This window comes from Streptosporangium sp. NPDC023825, from assembly GCF_040639575.1.
In the GTDB taxonomy this organism is placed as follows: Bacteria; Actinomycetota; Actinomycetes; order Streptosporangiales; family Streptosporangiaceae; genus Streptosporangium.
Window position 1 is genome coordinate 88,718 of record NZ_JBFAAE010000013.1, and the last position, 15,078, is coordinate 103,795.

General features: G+C 71.9%; 14 protein-coding genes. 9 read left to right on the forward strand and 5 right to left on the reverse strand.

Annotated elements, in window-relative coordinates; translation table 11 throughout:
• Window positions 1–119: 119 nt before the first annotated feature.
• The 5 genes from AB0G15_RS14760 (at window position 120) to AB0G15_RS14780 (ending at window position 3,966) form a co-directional block, all read left to right on the forward strand.
• Entirely contained in the window at window positions 120–1,064 is a 945-nt protein-coding gene (locus tag AB0G15_RS14760; protein WP_362839153.1) for a hypothetical protein, read from the forward strand.
• A gap of 125 nt (window positions 1,065–1,189) precedes the next feature.
• Window positions 1,190–2,347, forward strand: a complete 1,158-nt coding sequence (locus AB0G15_RS14765; RefSeq protein ID WP_362839156.1) for a 5-(carboxyamino)imidazole ribonucleotide synthase — start codon at window positions 1,190–1,192, stop codon at window positions 2,345–2,347.
• 256 nt (window positions 2,348–2,603) lie between these two features.
• Entirely contained in the window at window positions 2,604–3,107 is a 504-nt protein-coding gene (gene purE / locus AB0G15_RS14770; protein WP_362679025.1) for a 5-(carboxyamino)imidazole ribonucleotide mutase, read from the forward strand.
• A gap of 97 nt (window positions 3,108–3,204) precedes the next feature.
• Window positions 3,205–3,330 carry a hypothetical protein gene (locus AB0G15_RS14775; RefSeq protein WP_362839159.1) on the forward strand — a complete coding sequence of 42 codons (126 nt, stop codon included), beginning with the start codon at window positions 3,205–3,207 and terminating at the stop codon, window positions 3,328–3,330.
• A gap of 399 nt (window positions 3,331–3,729) precedes the next feature.
• Window positions 3,730–3,966: a DUF397 domain-containing protein gene (locus AB0G15_RS14780; protein WP_362839162.1), complete on the forward strand. Its 237-nt coding sequence runs from the start codon at window positions 3,730–3,732 to the stop codon at window positions 3,964–3,966.
• 635 nt (window positions 3,967–4,601) lie between these two features.
• On the opposite strand, the gene AB0G15_RS14785 is transcribed toward AB0G15_RS14780, so the two are convergent.
• Window positions 4,602–5,903 carry a UDP-glucose/GDP-mannose dehydrogenase family protein gene (locus tag AB0G15_RS14785; protein ID WP_362839318.1) on the reverse strand — a complete coding sequence of 434 codons (1,302 nt, stop codon included), beginning with the start codon at window positions 5,901–5,903 and terminating at the stop codon, window positions 4,602–4,604.
• Window positions 5,904–6,066: 163 nt separating this feature from the next.
• On the opposite strand from AB0G15_RS14785, the gene AB0G15_RS14790 reads away from it, so the two are divergent.
• From AB0G15_RS14790 to AB0G15_RS14805, 4 genes are all read left to right on the forward strand, one after another.
• Window positions 6,067–7,230 carry an acyl-CoA dehydrogenase family protein gene (locus AB0G15_RS14790; protein WP_362839165.1) on the forward strand — a complete coding sequence of 388 codons (1,164 nt, stop codon included), beginning with the start codon at window positions 6,067–6,069 and terminating at the stop codon, window positions 7,228–7,230.
• A gap of 315 nt (window positions 7,231–7,545) precedes the next feature.
• Window positions 7,546–8,037 (forward strand): TIGR00725 family protein, encoded by a 492-nt coding sequence (locus AB0G15_RS14795; protein WP_362839168.1) that lies wholly within the window; start codon window positions 7,546–7,548, stop codon window positions 8,035–8,037.
• 67 nt (window positions 8,038–8,104) lie between these two features.
• Complete coding sequence (locus AB0G15_RS14800; RefSeq protein WP_362839170.1) at window positions 8,105–8,545, forward strand: hypothetical protein; 441 nt, start codon at window positions 8,105–8,107, stop codon at window positions 8,543–8,545.
• Window positions 8,546–8,684: 139 nt separating this feature from the next.
• Complete coding sequence (locus tag AB0G15_RS14805) at window positions 8,685–9,098, forward strand: YchJ family metal-binding protein (protein ID WP_362839173.1); 414 nt, start codon at window positions 8,685–8,687, stop codon at window positions 9,096–9,098.
• A 126-nt stretch (window positions 9,099–9,224) separates the two neighbouring features.
• On the opposite strand, the gene AB0G15_RS14810 is transcribed toward AB0G15_RS14805, so the two are convergent.
• From AB0G15_RS14810 to AB0G15_RS14825, 4 genes are read right to left on the reverse strand one after another with little or no spacing between them, the layout of a single operon-like run.
• The gene (locus AB0G15_RS14810; protein ID WP_362839176.1) at window positions 9,225–12,554 is read right to left on the reverse strand and encodes a WD40 repeat domain-containing protein; all 3,330 of its coding nucleotides are present in this window, start codon (window positions 12,552–12,554) and stop codon (window positions 9,225–9,227) included.
• Window positions 12,555–12,564: 10 nt separating this feature from the next.
• Complete coding sequence (locus tag AB0G15_RS14815; RefSeq protein WP_362839179.1) at window positions 12,565–14,217, reverse strand: hypothetical protein; 1,653 nt, start codon at window positions 14,215–14,217, stop codon at window positions 12,565–12,567.
• A 9-nt stretch (window positions 14,218–14,226) separates the two neighbouring features.
• The gene (locus AB0G15_RS14820) at window positions 14,227–14,814 is read right to left on the reverse strand and encodes a hypothetical protein (RefSeq protein WP_362839182.1); all 588 of its coding nucleotides are present in this window, start codon (window positions 14,812–14,814) and stop codon (window positions 14,227–14,229) included.
• Window positions 14,807–15,067 (reverse strand): hypothetical protein, encoded by a 261-nt coding sequence (locus AB0G15_RS14825; protein WP_362839184.1) that lies wholly within the window; start codon window positions 15,065–15,067, stop codon window positions 14,807–14,809. The genes AB0G15_RS14820 and AB0G15_RS14825 overlap by 8 nt, the downstream gene beginning before the upstream one ends.
• Window positions 15,068–15,078: the final 11 nt, after the last annotated feature.

Below are 15,078 nucleotides of genomic sequence, written 5' to 3' on the forward strand. Positions count from 1 at the left end.
AGGGGGTATTGGCGTTACGCTGATCCCCCAGATCGCGGGAAGCCCCGGAAACCTCCGCCTCCTGTGATCGGTCCAGACGGACTGCCGTACGCGACGGCCACTACCCCGGGGATCAACCCTTGCGCCGCCGACTCCTCGCCCTGATCCTCGGTCTGTCGATGATGACCGGCTGCGGCGCGGGGAGCGAGACGCCGGGTACCGCCCCCGAGACCGGCCCGTCGCGTGAGGCGTCCGCCGGGGTGGAGCTCGCCGAGGCGTCCAGGGCCTTCGCGCTGCTGGGAAGGCTCGACAAGGCCTGGCGCGACCGGGACTGCGCGACCGTCGGGAAGCTCACCACCTGGGCGGAGAGAGCGCTGGGCGGTCGTGCCTGCGAGGCGACCCGGAACGGCCGCCCAGCCCCCGCCAGGAAGTCCTACACCGACGTGGAGTTGTACCTGCCCGGCGTCGACGGCCAGGACCGCTGGTTCGTCGCCCTGGCCCGCGAGCCCGACCCGGCCTACTTCCTGTTCATCCAGGAGGACGGCGAGTGGCGGCTCGGCGCCGGTCCCATCCCGGTCCTGGGCGAGATCCGCGAGCCGACCGAGGGCGCGGTACCCGCCGACGACCCCGACACGGGGGTCAGGGCCCGTCTCGTGCCGCAGCGCTACCTGACCTACCTGACCGACCCGGCGGGGGTGAGCGGGGTGACCTTCCCCAGGGGAGACCCGGTCCGGGACCTCTTCGACGATCTGGTCAGGCGGCCGCTGAGCGTGCGGCCCGACCGCCTCACCGCCGACGTCCGCCTGCTCGTCGGCCCTCAGCGCGCGCTGCTGATGCCCACCGGCGGCGCCCTGGTCATCCACGCCCTGGAGATCGAATACCGGCAGAGAGCCCGTCAGGGGCGTTCCTCGCTGGCCCGTCCCCTCTTCGGCAGGGCCGACCTGCGCGGCTTCACCGGCAGGACCAGAGCCGCGAAACTGACCGGGACCGAGGTCGTGCTCGTCGCCACCGTGATCGGCGGCAGCGGCTCCAAGCTCGCCACGACCGGCCTGCGCCGCGGCCTCGCCACCCTCACGGCGGACTGAACGCCCGCGGACGGCCGTTCCCGGTCACCGGCAGGTCCTTCGCGGGTCCCGGCGGGTGGCCCGACGCCCGCCTGCCATCCACCTGCCGCCCGGTCCCGTACCGCGTGACAGTAAACTTAACCGCTGTGAGCAGCCCTTCTTTGGCCAGTCCCATCGGACCCGTCGTCGGCGTGATCGGAGCGGGCCAGCTGGCCCGGATGACACAGCAGGCGGCCATCGCCCTCGGCATCGAGCTGCGGGTGCTGGCGAACTCGCCCGACGAGAGCGCCGCCCGCGTGATCGCCGACGTGCGCCTGGGCGACTACCGGTCCCTGGCCGACCTGCGCGATCTCGCCAAGGGATGTGACGCGGTCACCTTCGACCACGAGCACGTGCCCACCGAGCACGTCCGGGCCCTGGCCGAGGACGGCTTCGCCGTGCACCCCGGGGCCGGCGCGCTCGTCCACGCCCAGGACAAGGCCGTGATGCGCGAGCGGCTGACCGCGATCGGCGTGCCCTGCCCGCCCTGGCGGCGGATCGAGACGGCCGCCGACGTCGAGGAGTTCGCCGCGGAGAACGGCTGGCCGGTCGTGCTCAAGGCGGTCCGGGGCGGCTACGACGGGCGCGGCGTCTGGGTCTGCCGCTCCGCGGACGACGCGACCGAGGTCCTGGCCTCCGGCGTGCCGCTGATGGCCGAGGGGTTCGTGCCGTTCGAGCGGGAGCTCGCCGTGCTGGTCGCCAGGTCGCCGCACGGGCAGGGCGTCAGCTACCCGGTGGTGGAGACCGTCCAGCGCGACGGCATCTGCGTCGAGGTGCTCGCCCCCGCTCCCGGCCTCGACCCCGAGTGGGCCGCGCTGGCCCAGCGGATCGCCCTGACCATCGCCAAGGAGCTGGGCGTGACCGGGCTGCTGGCCGTGGAGATGTTCGCCACCTCCTCGGGGCTGGTGGTGAACGAGCTGGCCATGCGCCCGCACAACAGCGGCCACTGGACGATCGACGGGGCCCGCACCTCCCAGTACGAGCAGCACCTGCGCGCGATCCTCGACCTCCCGCTCGGGTCGCCCGCGCCGACCGCCCCCGTGGTGGTGATGGCCAACCTCCTGGGCGGTGACGACCCGGACATCTTCTCCCGGTACGAGCACGTGATGGCCCACGACCCGGGGATCAAGGTCCACTTCTACGGCAAGGAGGTGCGGCCGGGGCGCAAGATCGGCCACGTCACCGCGATGGGCACCGACCTGGACGAGGTCCGCGCGCGTGCCCGGCACGCCGCCGTCTACCTCACCGAGGGAAGATACACCTGAGCCGGCGGGCCGGCAGGTTCGCCCTTCCGGCCCGCATCCCCCGGCCCGCCGGGGCACCGGGACCGCGAGGGACCGGAGCCGCCGAAAGCCCCGCACCACCGCGAGGGACCGGGAGCGCCGAAAGCCCCGCACCACCGGAAAGGGCGCCGAGATCCTCCGGAGCCCCCGTACCGCCGGCGAAAGCGCCACACCGGCGTTGACCACGGCACCACCGCGAAACGCGCGCGGCCCGCGGGCCGCGAGGCAAGGAGACGTAATGACCACCGTCGGCATCGTCATGGGCAGCGACTCCGACTGGCCGGTGATGAAACTCGCCGCCGAGGCGCTGGCCGAGTTCGGGGTGGCGTTCGAGGCCGACGTGGTCTCCGCGCACCGCATGCCCGAGGAGATGATCGCGTACGGCGCGGAGGCGGCCGGGCGCGGACTGAAGGTGATCATCGCGGGTGCCGGGGGAGCCGCTCACCTGCCGGGCATGCTCGCGTCGGTGACCCCGCTGCCGGTGATCGGTGTCCCCGTCCCGCTGAAGTATCTCGACGGCCTCGACTCCCTCCTCTCGATCGTCCAGATGCCCGCGGGGGTCCCTGTCGCGACCGTCGCCGTCGGGGGCGCCCGCAACGCGGGCCTGCTGGCCGTGCGGATCCTCGCCGCCGCCGACGAGGGGCTGCGGGTGAAGATGGAGGCGTTCCAGGTCGCTCTCAAGGATCAAGCCCACGCCAAGGGCGCGAGGCTCCGGGCCGAGGCCGCCCAGCTCGGCGCCTGATATCACCATCTTTGACCGATAGCTCGACCGCATCGCGGATAGAAGAGAACGCGGGGGGAAGGGGGAGGATCTTCAAATATCCCGGAGGTTGAGAATCATGAGGAACGCTATCCGCGCCGTCCTCGGACTCACGATGGCGGTGCTGGCGGTATGGGGGAGCGTGGGCGCGGGTGAGGGCGGCAAGCCCGTCGACTCCACGGTGAGTTCCGTCTCGACGCGCTAGCCCTCGCGGCCTCCGGCGTGGCCCCCGCGGCCTCCGGCGTCGTACGCCCGGACGAGTTCCGTGGCCGCCACCGGCGTCGGGCGGCTCGGGCACCGCCGACGTCGCACGGCCTTTCGGGCGGGTCGCCGTGCCGGGCGCGCGTCCTGCGCTTTTGTCGTTGCGGACGTCGCGGGCGGTCCGGATACTGTCCTCGTGGAACCCGCCGCCGTTCACGGAACCGGTGCCGCTCACGGAGCCGGTGCCCTTCGTGGAGACCGGTGCCCTTCGTGGGAGCCCGGTGCCGGAGGAATGCGTCACGGGGTGCTCCCGGGACGTGGCGCAGGCGTGCCGGTCACGGGGGCGATCCGCTCGAACACTCCGCCCACCGGGCGACCGCCGACATAGCGAAGGTGAGACGACGTGGAAGCAGACCTCAGCAGGGCCGTCTGGCGCAGGGCGACTCCGGAGGGGGACGACGGCGGCAACTGCGTCGAGGTGGCCGTGGTCGACGCCCCGGCGGAGGGCCACAAGGCCGGTTCGGGCTCTCTTTACGTATTGCGCGATTCCAGGAATCCCGACGGGCCGAAGCTGTTCTTCACCCGCTCGGAGTGGGACGCCTTCGTCGGGGGCGTGAAGCTCGGCGAGTTCGACAACTGACCGGGCGGAACCGGGACCGGTAGAAGGCCTCCGCCGAGGACGGGGCCTTCTCGCCGGGCGTCTTCCGGGAGCTTTACCCGATGGCCGCGCTCGGACCGCGTACCGGTCCGGCCTGGTGAAAGAAGCGGTGCTCGCGGGGCTCACCGTCACGGTCGCCGGCTTCTCGCCAGGGTAAAGGGCATTTTGTCGAACGCACAGGAAGAAGTGGTTTCGCGAGGTGCTCGCATTCGCCGCAACGGAAGTGGTCTTACCGTAATAACCCTCAAAAACGTTCTATAACTAATCTAGAAGCGATTAGTCCGTTTTGCGGCTATATGTCCCATATCGTAGTAATTGTCGTATCCGAGAGATTACTGCGAAAGGGGGCGTCCTCATGGGTATCACGATGTTCCCGGGAGGGGGCTGGCCCGCCCACGATCCTTACTGGCGCCGTCGTCGTCGCCGTCGTCGTCGCTGGCGTCGCTGGTACCGCTGGGACTACTGGTGATGCGGAATCGGTGACGTGAGAAGGCCATGGTGACCGATGTGGTCCCTGAGAAGTCGACGCTTACCCGACGGGTTCCCGGATCAACCGGGAACCCGTTGTCATGTCCGAGGGTGCGCGAAAGGCTCGGTGCGCGAAGGGCGGGCCGGGCTCAGGGGCGCCCCAGGGCGCGGTAGTGCCAGCCGGAGGCCCGCCAGGTCTCGGCGTCGAGGGCGTTGCGACCATCGACGATCTTGCGGGAGGCCACCACGGAACCCAGCTCCTCGGGATCCATGGCGATGAACTCCTGCCACTCGGTCAGCAGCAGCACGACGTGGGCGTCCTTGGCCGCGTCCAGGGCGGAGTCGCCGTAGGAGAGCCCGGGATGGGCCTTGCGGGCGTTCTCCTGGGCGACGGGGTCGTAGACGGTGACCCGGCCACCCTGCTCGCTGATCTTGACGGCGACGTCCAGGGCGGGCGAGTCACGGATGTCGTCGGAGTTGGGTTTGAACGCGGCGCCGAGCACCGCGACCGTGCAGCCCCGGAAGGAGCCCCCGGCCAGCTCGCGGGCCAGGTCGACCATACGGGCGCGGCGGCGCATGTTGATCGCGTCGACCTCCCGCAGGAAGGTCAGCGCCTGGTCGGCGCCGAGCTCGCCGGCCCTGGCCATGAAGGCCCGGATGTCCTTGGGCAGGCAGCCGCCGCCGAAGCCGAGACCGGGGTTCAGGAACTTGCCGCCGATGCGGTCGTCGAAGGACAGCGCCAGGGACAGCTGCTTGACGTCGGCGTGGGCGGCCTCGCAGACCTCGGCCATCGCGTTGATGAAGGAGATCTTCGTGGCGAGGAAGGCGTTGGCGGCCACCTTGACCAGCTCGGCCGTGGGGTAGTCGGTGATGACCATCGGGGTGCCCATCTCCAGCATGGAGGCGTACACCTCCCGCATGATCTTCTCGGCCCTGTCGGAGGCGACACCGAGCACGATCCGGTCGGGGTGCAGGGTGTCCTTCACCGCGAAGCCCTCCCGGAGGAACTCCGGGTTCCAGGCCAGCTCGGCGCCCGCGCCGATGGGTGCCAGCCGGGCCAGCTTGTCGGCGAGGCGCTGCGCGGTGCCGACCGGGACGGTCGACTTGCCGACGATCAGGCACTCGCGGTTCAGGTGGGGGGCGAGCGACTCGATCGCGGCGTCCAGGTAGGACACGTCGGCCGCGTACTCTCCCGGCTTCTGGGGGGTGCCCAGGCACAGGAAGTGCACGTCACCGAAGGCCGCGGCCTCCTCGTACGAGGTGGTGAAGCGCAACCGGCCGTTGGCCAGGTTGCGCCGCAGGATCTCCTGCAGACCCGGCTCGTAGATGGGCAGATCGCCGGCCCGCAGGCGGTCGATCTTCTCCGCGTCCACGTCGAGGCTGAGGACTTCGAAGCCCAGCTCGGCCATGCATGCGGACGTCGTCGCACCGAGGTATCCGGTTCCCACCATCGTCAGGCGGTAGGCCACTGGTGCTCCTTTCGGTTCTGCCCAATTCTTTGCCGACAGGGTACCGGCATCCAGCGCTTCTACTTTGCCACCTGCGCAAACGCCGGAGTACATATCACATGGGGTGGAGCGCTCCAGATTTTGTTGGACGTCCTAGTATTTGCCCATGAGCTACCCTCTCTACGCACTGCCCGAGGAGCACGAGATGCTCCGGGAGACGGTCCGGGCCCTGGCCGACGAGAAGATCGCCCCTCGCGCCGCCGAGGCCGACGAGACGGCGGAGTTCCCGGCGGACAGTTACAAGGCGCTCGTCGCGGCGGACCTGCACGCCGTGCACATCCCCGAGGAGTACGGCGGCGCCGGAGCCGACGCCCTCGCGGCGGTGATCGTCATCGAGGAGGTGGCGCGGGCCTGCGCCTCGTCGTCGCTGATTCCCGCCGTCAACAAGCTCGGCACCGTTCCGCTGCTGCTCTCGGCCTCCGAGGAGCTCAAGGAGCGCTATCTCACGCCGGTCGCGCGGGGCGAGGCGATGTTCTCGTACGCCCTCTCGGAGGCCGAGGCGGGCAGCGACGCCGCCGCCATGAAGACCCGCGCGGTCCTCGACGGCGACCACTACGTGCTCGACGGCGCCAAGATGTGGATCACCAACGCCGGGGTGTCGGAGTACTACACGGTGATGGCCGTCACCGAGCCGGGCGCCGGGGCGAGGGGCATCTCCGCGTTCGTCGTGGAGAAGGGCGACGAGGGCGTCAGCTTCGGGGCCAAGGAGCGCAAGCTCGGCATCAAGGGCTCCCCGACCCGCCAGGTCATCCTGGAGAACGTGCGGATCCCCGCGTCCCGGATGATCGGCGAGCCCGGCACCGGTTTCAAGACCGCGCTGGCCACCCTGGACCACACCCGCATCACCATCGCCGCCCAGGCGCTCGGCATCGCCCAGGGCGCGCTGGACTACGCGATCGGTTACGTCAAGGAGCGCAGGCAGTTCGGCAAGGCCGTCGCCGAGTTCCAGGGTGTCCAGTTCATGGTCGCCGACATGGCCATGAAGCTGGAGGCCGCCCGCCAGCTCACCTACGCCGCCGCGGCCAGGTCCGAGCTGGCCATGCACGGCGAGCCGCAGAAGGACCTCACCTTCCTCTCCAGCGCCGCCAAGTGCGCCGCCTCCGACGCCGCCATGGAGATCACCACCGACGCCGTCCAGCTCCTGGGCGGGTACGGCTACACCAGCGACTATCCGGTCGAGCGCATGATGCGCGACGCGAAGATCACCCAGATCTACGAGGGCACGAACCAGATCCAGCGCATGGTGATGGCCCGCCAGCTCCTGAAGTAGGCCGTCGATCGGCGGAACCCGGCCCGGACCATACCCGCGGGCCGGGTTTCGCATGTGGAGGGTGGGTCCTGGGAGAGGTCCTTGGTTCCACGTGCCGCGGACGTGCACACGGGTGCCCGTGGATGCCACGATCACGTCTCGTCGACGAGGACGCCTTCTGAGAGCCGGTCGAGCGGTCCGGCCAGGAGACCCGCACCAGGAAGAAGCGTCTTGCCTGGTCGGGCGACGAGCTTTCCCGGCGCTCGGCCGAGGAGATCGCCGACATCCGCCCTGGATTCCCGGTCGGTGGTCGTCGCTCGCGGGCATGATCTCGTCGTGACGATCCAGGTGGCGGTGTGCGGCCCGCGCGACTGCACGGACGAGGACGAGTCCAATGCCCGCGAGGTCGGCAGGCTGCTGGCGGAGCGCGGTGCGGTGGTGATCTGCGGTGGTTACGCGGGGGTCATGGCCGCCGTGGCGGCCGGGGCCAGATCGGCGGGCGGGACGGTGGTCGGCATCCTGTCCCGGGCGGACAGGGAGGGCGCCAATCCGGATCTCTCCATCGTGATCCCGGCCGGTGTCGGGGAGGCGCGGAACACCGTCATCGTCAACTCGGGTGACGCCGTGGTCGTCGTCGGCGGATCGTGGGGCACGCTGTCCGAGCTGGCGTTCGCGATGCGGCACGGCTGTGTCCCCGTGGTCCAGCTCGGTGGCTGGCGGATCCTCGACCACGAGGGGCATCCGGTCGCCGGCGTCAGGCACGTCTCGTCCCCGGAGGAGGCGCTGGCGGCGACGGGGCTCTGGCCCGACCATCGGGCGGGGAACTGAGAAACGGGAGCATGGACGGTGCGGGCGACGCCTCGTTCCGTCGCTTTTTGTGTAGATTCGCCCCTCTATGTTGGGGTTCCTCTTTGTCGCCGGACTGGCGCTCGTCGCGGCGTGGCCGCTGTTCGCTCTGGCGGCCTGCGTCCTCGCTCTGGCGGCGGGCGTCGGGGCGGTACGCGCCCAATGGCGAGGCGGCACGGCGTCGCGGCGCCCCGCGTTCTGGCGCGGGCTCGCGGCCGGATCGGCCTGCGCCGCGTGGGCGACGGTCGCCTACGGTCTGACGCAACTGCCGTTCCTCCACCTCGACCCTGACAGCAGGTGCCCGGTCTACGACGGCGACATCGTCTTCAAACGGGTGCCGTGGGACGACCCCGAGTGCGATCCCGTTCCCGGCCTTGTCTGGCCGCTGGCGATCTTTTTCACCCTCGCCTTCGTCGCCTGCCTGATCACGGCGATCCGCGCCCGGCGCGCGAGCGGTGCCGGGGACGGGCGCCAGGGGCACGTCCCGTAGGTCGCCGAACCGGAGACGGGTACGGTGATCGGCGCCCCCACGCCTGCCCGGCGAGCCCGGGAAACGGACCGCGTAGGTCACCGGACCGCGCCTGAGACGCAGGGAACGGGCCCGGTGGAGCGCGCGGCATACTGGGGACGTGCCACGACGTGATCCACGGTCCCGAGTCCGTTCCGCGCCCGACGCCTCGTGCCCGTGCGGGCTGCCCGCGACGTACGGGGACTGCTGCGGGCGGCTGCACCGCGGCGAGGCGTCCGCGACGACGGCCGAGGCGCTGATGCGGTCGCGGTTCAGCGCCTTCGGCGTCGGCGACGCCGGGTATCTCCAGCGCACCTGGCATCCGTCGACGCGTCCACCGGTCGTCGAGCTCGACGACTCGGTCCGGTGGACACGCCTGGAGGTGCTGGAGACGACCGGCGGCAGTTCCTTCCACACCGAGGGCGCCGTCCGCTTCCGCGCCCACTACGTCGAGCGCGGCGAGCCGGGCCACCTGGAGGAGCACAGCCGCTTCGCCCGGCACGCGGGTAACTGGGTGTACGTCGGAGCGCTTTAACGGCGGCGACATTCCCGTGAGGCGGCGACAGCGCACGAGAGCGGCCGCGAGAACGGGCCCGCTGGACGACGGAAGCGAGGAGACGAGCTGAGCGGGCCGGTGCCGTGCGGCGCTGCGAGCCCGCTCTCATCGGTCCCGTCCGGCGGGAGCGAGGGCGAGGCGTACGGCCCTGCCGAGCTCGGCCTCCGTGGGGTCCGGCGGCAGGTGGACGTGCTCGGAGCGCGTGGCCGCGTGCGGCGCGGGCTCCACCGGGTGGTGGGTGGTGATCAGCCGCTCGTCCCGTCCTGGAACGTAGGCACGGCCGGGGCTGTGGTGGTGGGCCAGCAGGACGACCGGATTGCCGGTGCTCCGGGCGAGGGAGACGGCGACGGGGAGGGCGGAACCCGGCGGGTCGAGGGTCCTGGTCGACCAGAGATGCGCGAGCTGGGCGCGGCCCGTGAGCCTGAGCGCGGCCCCCGGCCTGGTCAGCGAGATCAGGACCGGCTGTTCGCCGTACTCCCAGAGGGTGACGGTGACGAGGTGTGCGACCAGGCGAAGGGTCTGCTCGGGGGCTCCGTAGGTGGGGGGCGTGGTGTCCAGGATCATGGTCACCGGCCGGGGAGCGGGCGGGACCTCGCCGGTGTGCCGCCGGTAGAGGAGCTGGTCGCCGAGGTGCTGGACGGAGAACAGATCCTCGGTCAGGGCGAGCTGGGTGTGCAGCAGCTGTGCGAGCGTGCCGTGACGGCTCACCCCGACCGTTCCCGGGGCGTGCTGGGAGGTCCCGCCCCCGGATCGCCGCGCGTTCCTGCGGGTTCCGGCCGGGTCGCCGAGAAGCCTCAGCTGCCTGCGGTTCAACGGGGGAAGCTGCGCGGCGTGGTGGGCGAGTCTCAACGGCAACGCGGGATCGGCGGCGGCCGCGTCGGGACCGATGATCGTCAGCAGCGAGGCGACGCGCGCGGTCATCGTGTCGGCCGCCGCGACCAGCTCGCCCGGCGGGACGCCACCGGGAACGGCGGGCGAGCTCGCGGCGTCCAGCCCGGCCGTCAGCGCCGCGCGGGCCGAAGGCCGGTCGGCGCCCTCGGGGAGCGCGAACGCGGGGACGGGTGCCAGCCGGGCCGCCAGCAGCACCGCGAACGAGCCCCTGGCCCTGGGCGGCCAGCCGAGATCCCGGAGCCGCCTGACGCCCTCGTGGTCGGCGAGCACGTTCAACCGGCCGTCGTTCAGATGCGGGGGCGAGGCGTTCCTGCCGGTGAGGGTGATCAGATCGTCGACCAGGCCCAGCGGTGGCCACAGGTCGTTCTCCCCGCAGGCGAGAAGCGCCGTCACGGCGGGAGTGAGGCGTGTGGTGGGAGTGCCGGCGGCTCCGGTGGCCGGGGCGGGGGTGGAGACGGGTGGTGAGAGACGGACGTCCCATATCCGGGCACCGTCGGCACTGCCGGTCGAGAGGAGGAGGCGTCCGTCGGGCGACAGCACCCAGTCTGCGCCGTCGGCCCAGCCCGCATGTTCCAGAACCGGTTGCAACGGGGTCGCGGTGTGGCCGTCCCAGATGCGTGCGGTGCCGTCGGCGCTGGTGGTGGCGAGGAGGAGTCGTCCGTCGGGGAGGGTGGCCCAGGCGGCCGAGACGACCGTGTCGGTGTGTTCGGTGAGGGTGTGCAGGAGGGTGCCGGTGTGGCCGTCCCAGATGCGTGCGGTGTTGTCGGCGCTTGCGGTGGCGAGGAGGAGTCGTCCGTCGGGGAGGAGGGCCCAGGCGGCGGACCAGATTCCGTCGGTGTGTTCGGTGAGGGTGTGCAGGAGGGTGCGGGTGTGGCCGTCCCAGATGCGTGCGGTGCCGTTGTCGCTGCCGGTGGCGAGGAGGAGTCGTCCGTCGGGGAGGAGGGCCCAGGCGGCCGAGAGGACGGCGTCGGTGTGTTCGGTGAGGGTGTGCAGGAGGGTGCCGGTGTGGCCGTCCCAGATGCATGCGGTGCCGTCGTCGCTGGTGGTGGCGAGGAGGAGTCGTCCGTCGGGGAGGAGGGCCCAGGCGGCGGACCAGATTCCGTCGGTGTGTTCGGTGAGGGTGTGCAGGAGGGTGCGGGTGTGGCCGTCCCAGATGCGTGCGGTGCCGTTGTCGCTGCCGGTGGCGAGGAGGAGTCGTCCGTCGGGGAGGAGGGCCCAGGCGGCGGAGTAGACCGTGGTGGTGTGTTCGAGGGTATGCAGGAGGGTGCCGGTGTGGCCGTCCCAGATGCATGCGGTGCCGTCGTCGCTGCCGGTGGCGAGGAGGAGTCGTCCGTCGGGGAGGAGGGCCCATGCGGCGGAGTAGACGGCGTCTGATCTCGCGGCGAGAGCGGCCGGGGTGACATTCTCGACGCCTTCCAGCACGGCCGGGGGCGGGGCGCCGCTCGGCTCGGTCGTCCGGGCTGGGACGGGTGGTGGCACCGGAGGATCGACGGCGACCTCCAGGAGACGGACGTCGTTGCCACAGGCGATGGCCAAGGTGAGCCCTCCGGCGGACTCCTGTAGCCAATCTGTCCCCAGGACTTCTGATTGCTCGGTGAGGGTGTGCAGGAGGGTGGCGGTGTGGCCGTCCCAGATGCGTGCGGTGTGGTCGTTGCTCGTGGTGGCGAGGAGGAGTCGTCCGTCGGGGAGGGTGGCCCAGGCGACGGACCAGACCGCATTGGTGTGTGCGGTGAGGGTGTGCAGGAGGGTGGCGGTGTGGCCGTCCCAGATGCGTGCGGTGCCATCGTTGCTCGTGGTGGCGAGGAGGAGTCGTCCGTCGGGGAGGGTGGTCCAGGCGACGGAGTAGACCGGGTCGGTGTGTGCGGTGAGGGTGTGCAGGAGGGTGGCGGTGTGGCCGTCCCAGATGCGTGCGGTGCCATCGGTGCTCGCGGTGGCGAGGAGGAGTCGTCCGTCGGGGAGGGTGGTCCAGGCGGCGGAGATGACCGCGTCGGTGTGTGCGGTGAGGGTGTGCAGGAGGGCGCCGGTGTGGCCGTCCCAGATGCGTGCGGTGTGGTCGTTGCTCGTGGTGGCGAGGAGGAGTCGTCCGTTGGGCAGGGTGGTCCAGGCGGCGGAGTAGATCGCGTCGGTGTGTGCGGTGAGGGTGTGCAGGAGGGTGGCGGTGTGGCCGTCCCAGATGCGTGCGGTGTGGTCGTAGCTTGTGGTGGCGAGGAGGAGCCGGTCGTTGGGCAGGGTGGCCCAGGCGACCGATCTGACCGCGTCGGTGTGTTCGGTGAGGGTGTGCAGGAGGGCGCCGGTGTGGCCGTCCCAGATGCGTGCGGTGCTGTCAGGGCTGCCGGTGGCGAGGAGGAGACGGCCGTCGGAGAGCGTCGTCCCGGCGACTCCCCATACATCGCTGGTGTGACCGGTGAGCAGAAGCCTCTCCCGGGTGGTGACCGTGAACGGGGCACCCGGGGTCCAGAGGGGTTGCCGCGGGGCGGGGGCGGTTCGCCGCGGGGTGACCGTGCGGGCGTGGGCCGCGGCCCACGATCGGAGGGCGGGGTCCACGGGGCGGGCCCTATGACTCTTCGGCGGCGCGCTCGTACAGGCGCGCGGCGCGGAGGGGGTCGTTGTTCCTTGAGTACAGCTCCGCCGCGACCGCGTACTGTCTCGCGCGTTCGGCCGCGTAGGCCTCGTCGCGCCAGTCGGGCGGGGTCTCGCGCGGCCGGCGGTTGAAGACGTGGTCCCAGCCTGACGGTTGCCGCGCGGGGGGTTGCGGCCTGGTCGGTGTCACCTGCTCGTCGATGTCCCGCAACTCGGCCGCGACCGACCGGGGCAGTTGCTCGTCCAGCGGAGGTACGGGTCCCGCCCAGAGCCGCCACACCGGGAGGCGCGTCTCCAGATCGAACGCGAGGACGGCCGAGGCGAGCAGGACGAGCGCTGTCGAGGCGTCGGTGGGGAACAGGGCGTTCCGCGCGGCCGCCGGGAGCAGGGGGTCGATGCGGCGGCCCAGCGGGACGTACAGGCCGCCGGGGCCGACACAGTGCAGGGGTTCGCCGACCGGCAGGTGTTCCAGCAGGCCGCCGGGTGCGGTGAGGAGGTGCCGGTCCCGGCCGCGTACCAGGAAGGCGGACTCCGCCAGCGGCTCCCCGGCCAGGAGTCGCGGCAGGCACTCGAGGTCCGCGTCGTCGAGCAGGGCGGCGTCGACCGCCACGCCGCGCGTGGGCGCGCGTACCAGGGTCAGTGTCCGCGGGGCCGGTTCGCTGTGGGCGTCGTACGGCTGTGCGTGTCCGGAGGCGGGGCCGATGTCCGGGAGCGCGTGGTCCTCGCCGCGCCGGACGAGAGCCGCCCCGTCGACCGTCTCCGCCAGCGGGCGCAGGCGGGAGCAGCCGTACCCCGGTCCGGCGAGCACCCAGACGCCGTCGTCGACCAGCGTGGCCAGGGAGCGGTCCGACAGCGGGGTGCCGGTTCCGTGCTGCACGAGCAGCGTCTCCTCGACGGACCGGCACACCAGGACCGAGGGGTCGCGTCCCAGCGCGGCCAGCAGCGCTCCGGGGACGGCGGTCTCCCGTGCGGCGCGCAGGCGCACCTCGTAGGAGATCCGCTCGGCGGTGCCGCCCTCGAACAGCGGGGTGAGCGCCACCGGCCTGTACTCCGCCCGCAGCCGCAGGTCCAGGGCCCGGCGGACCACACCCGGCACCAGGTGCCCGGGGAGCAGCAGCACCGCCTCGCGCAGCGGCTCGCGGCGGACGGGACTCAGCCCGGCTCGCCGCACCAGGTCCGTCACGGAGACGGAGACGAGGTCGTCGAGGGTGGTGAGGCCGGCGCGGGCGGGAGAGGTCCCGGATACGGTCTCCCGGCCGGGGGTGTCGGGAACGAGCACGTCCCCCGACAGGACGTGGAGCCTGCCGGAGCAGACGGCGGCCATCTCCCTGCCCACCTCCAGGGGCAGATCGCTCCGCACCCACCAGTGGTCTCCCGGCCCGCCGCGCGCGCAGCCGACCGTGCCGATCGGCCGGTCGCCGGCCAGCTGCTCGGCGAAGACCAGCGCCGCCGAGGCCGTCTCGAAACGTACGAGGGCCCGCACCGCGCCGGACGCCTGCCGGCTCGGCGGCGGGTCCGGTGGGACGGAGGGGGGCTGCTCGGGAAGCGCCCTCACCTCACCGGCCGCCCGGCGGGGACGTCCCGTGCCGTCCGGTGTTCCGGTTCCCGGCGTGCGTCGCTCTGACATCGATCGTCCTCAGGCAGGCTGTCGGACCGGATCGGTTCCGGTCGGGATGATCAGTTCGGTCCCCAGCACGCGGAGAGCCCACTGCGCCCAGCGCGTCTCGGCTCCGTGCCGGCGCCCGCGCACCGACGCCGCGTACACCAGTGCGACCTGGTCGTACCGTCGCAGGTGCTCGGCCAGCGCCACGGCCCACTCCTCGAGAAAGCGGTCGTACAGCGCGTCCTGGTCGGACAGTTCCGCGCAGACGTCACCGATCACCGGCGGGATCGTCTCCGCCGGTGCCCCGTCGACGATCGCGCAGCGGGCGAGCGCGAGCCGCTGATGGAGAGTGAGGCCGGCCTCCCGCGAGGTGTTCCGGGCGATCAGGGCGCGGGCCGCCGCCGGATCGCCGGCCCGGTGGGCCAGCAGCCAGGCCGCGAGGTCGGCCTGGTTCGACCGCTCGTAGTCGAGGGCCGCCTCCCGGTACTCCCCGATGGCGGCGTACTGCTCCCCGGCCCGCCGGTACGCCCCGGCGAGCCGGTAGCAACGCGCCGCGTCGAGAGTGAGGCCCGCCCGTCTGAAGCAGTCGGCCGCCTTCTCGTACAGCTGGGGGTCAGTCACGGAGGCGCTGTTCCCTCTGCTCGCCGGCTCCTTCCCCGGCCGTCCGGGTTGTCCGGGGAGTGGCGGGTTCGGCGCCGGGGAACGTCTCCTCGATGAGGGCGTTGTTCTCCACGACGCGGGCCACGTCGGCCGCGGCGCGGTCGTGGCGCGCGTCGTGGTCGGCGAGCGGCGGCCCGTCATGGAGATCCTCGATCTGGAACATCTCGACCTCGCCGGTCTCGGCGCGGTAGCGGAACTTGACCCGGACACGCATGTCAGCCTCCT

Excerpts from the sequence above, each read along its gene's own strand:
- AB0G15_RS14815 (WP_362839179.1), bottom strand. The coding sequence starts at position 14,217 with ATGTCAGAGCGACGCACGCCGGGAACCGGAACACCGGACGGCACGGGA.
- AB0G15_RS14790 (WP_362839165.1), top strand. The coding sequence starts at position 6,067 with ATGAGCTACCCTCTCTACGCACTGCCCGAGGAGCACGAGATGCTCCGG.
- AB0G15_RS14775 (WP_362839159.1), top strand. The coding sequence starts at position 3,205 with ATGAGGAACGCTATCCGCGCCGTCCTCGGACTCACGATGGCGGTGCTG.
- AB0G15_RS14800 (WP_362839170.1), top strand. The coding sequence starts at position 8,105 with ATGTTGGGGTTCCTCTTTGTCGCCGGACTGGCGCTCGTCGCGGCGTGG.
- purE (WP_362679025.1), top strand. The coding sequence starts at position 2,604 with ATGACCACCGTCGGCATCGTCATGGGCAGCGACTCCGACTGGCCGGTG.
- AB0G15_RS14825 (WP_362839184.1), bottom strand. The coding sequence starts at position 15,067 with ATGCGTGTCCGGGTCAAGTTCCGCTACCGCGCCGAGACCGGCGAGGTC.
- AB0G15_RS14785 (WP_362839318.1), bottom strand. The coding sequence starts at position 5,903 with ATGGTGGGAACCGGATACCTCGGTGCGACGACGTCCGCATGCATGGCC.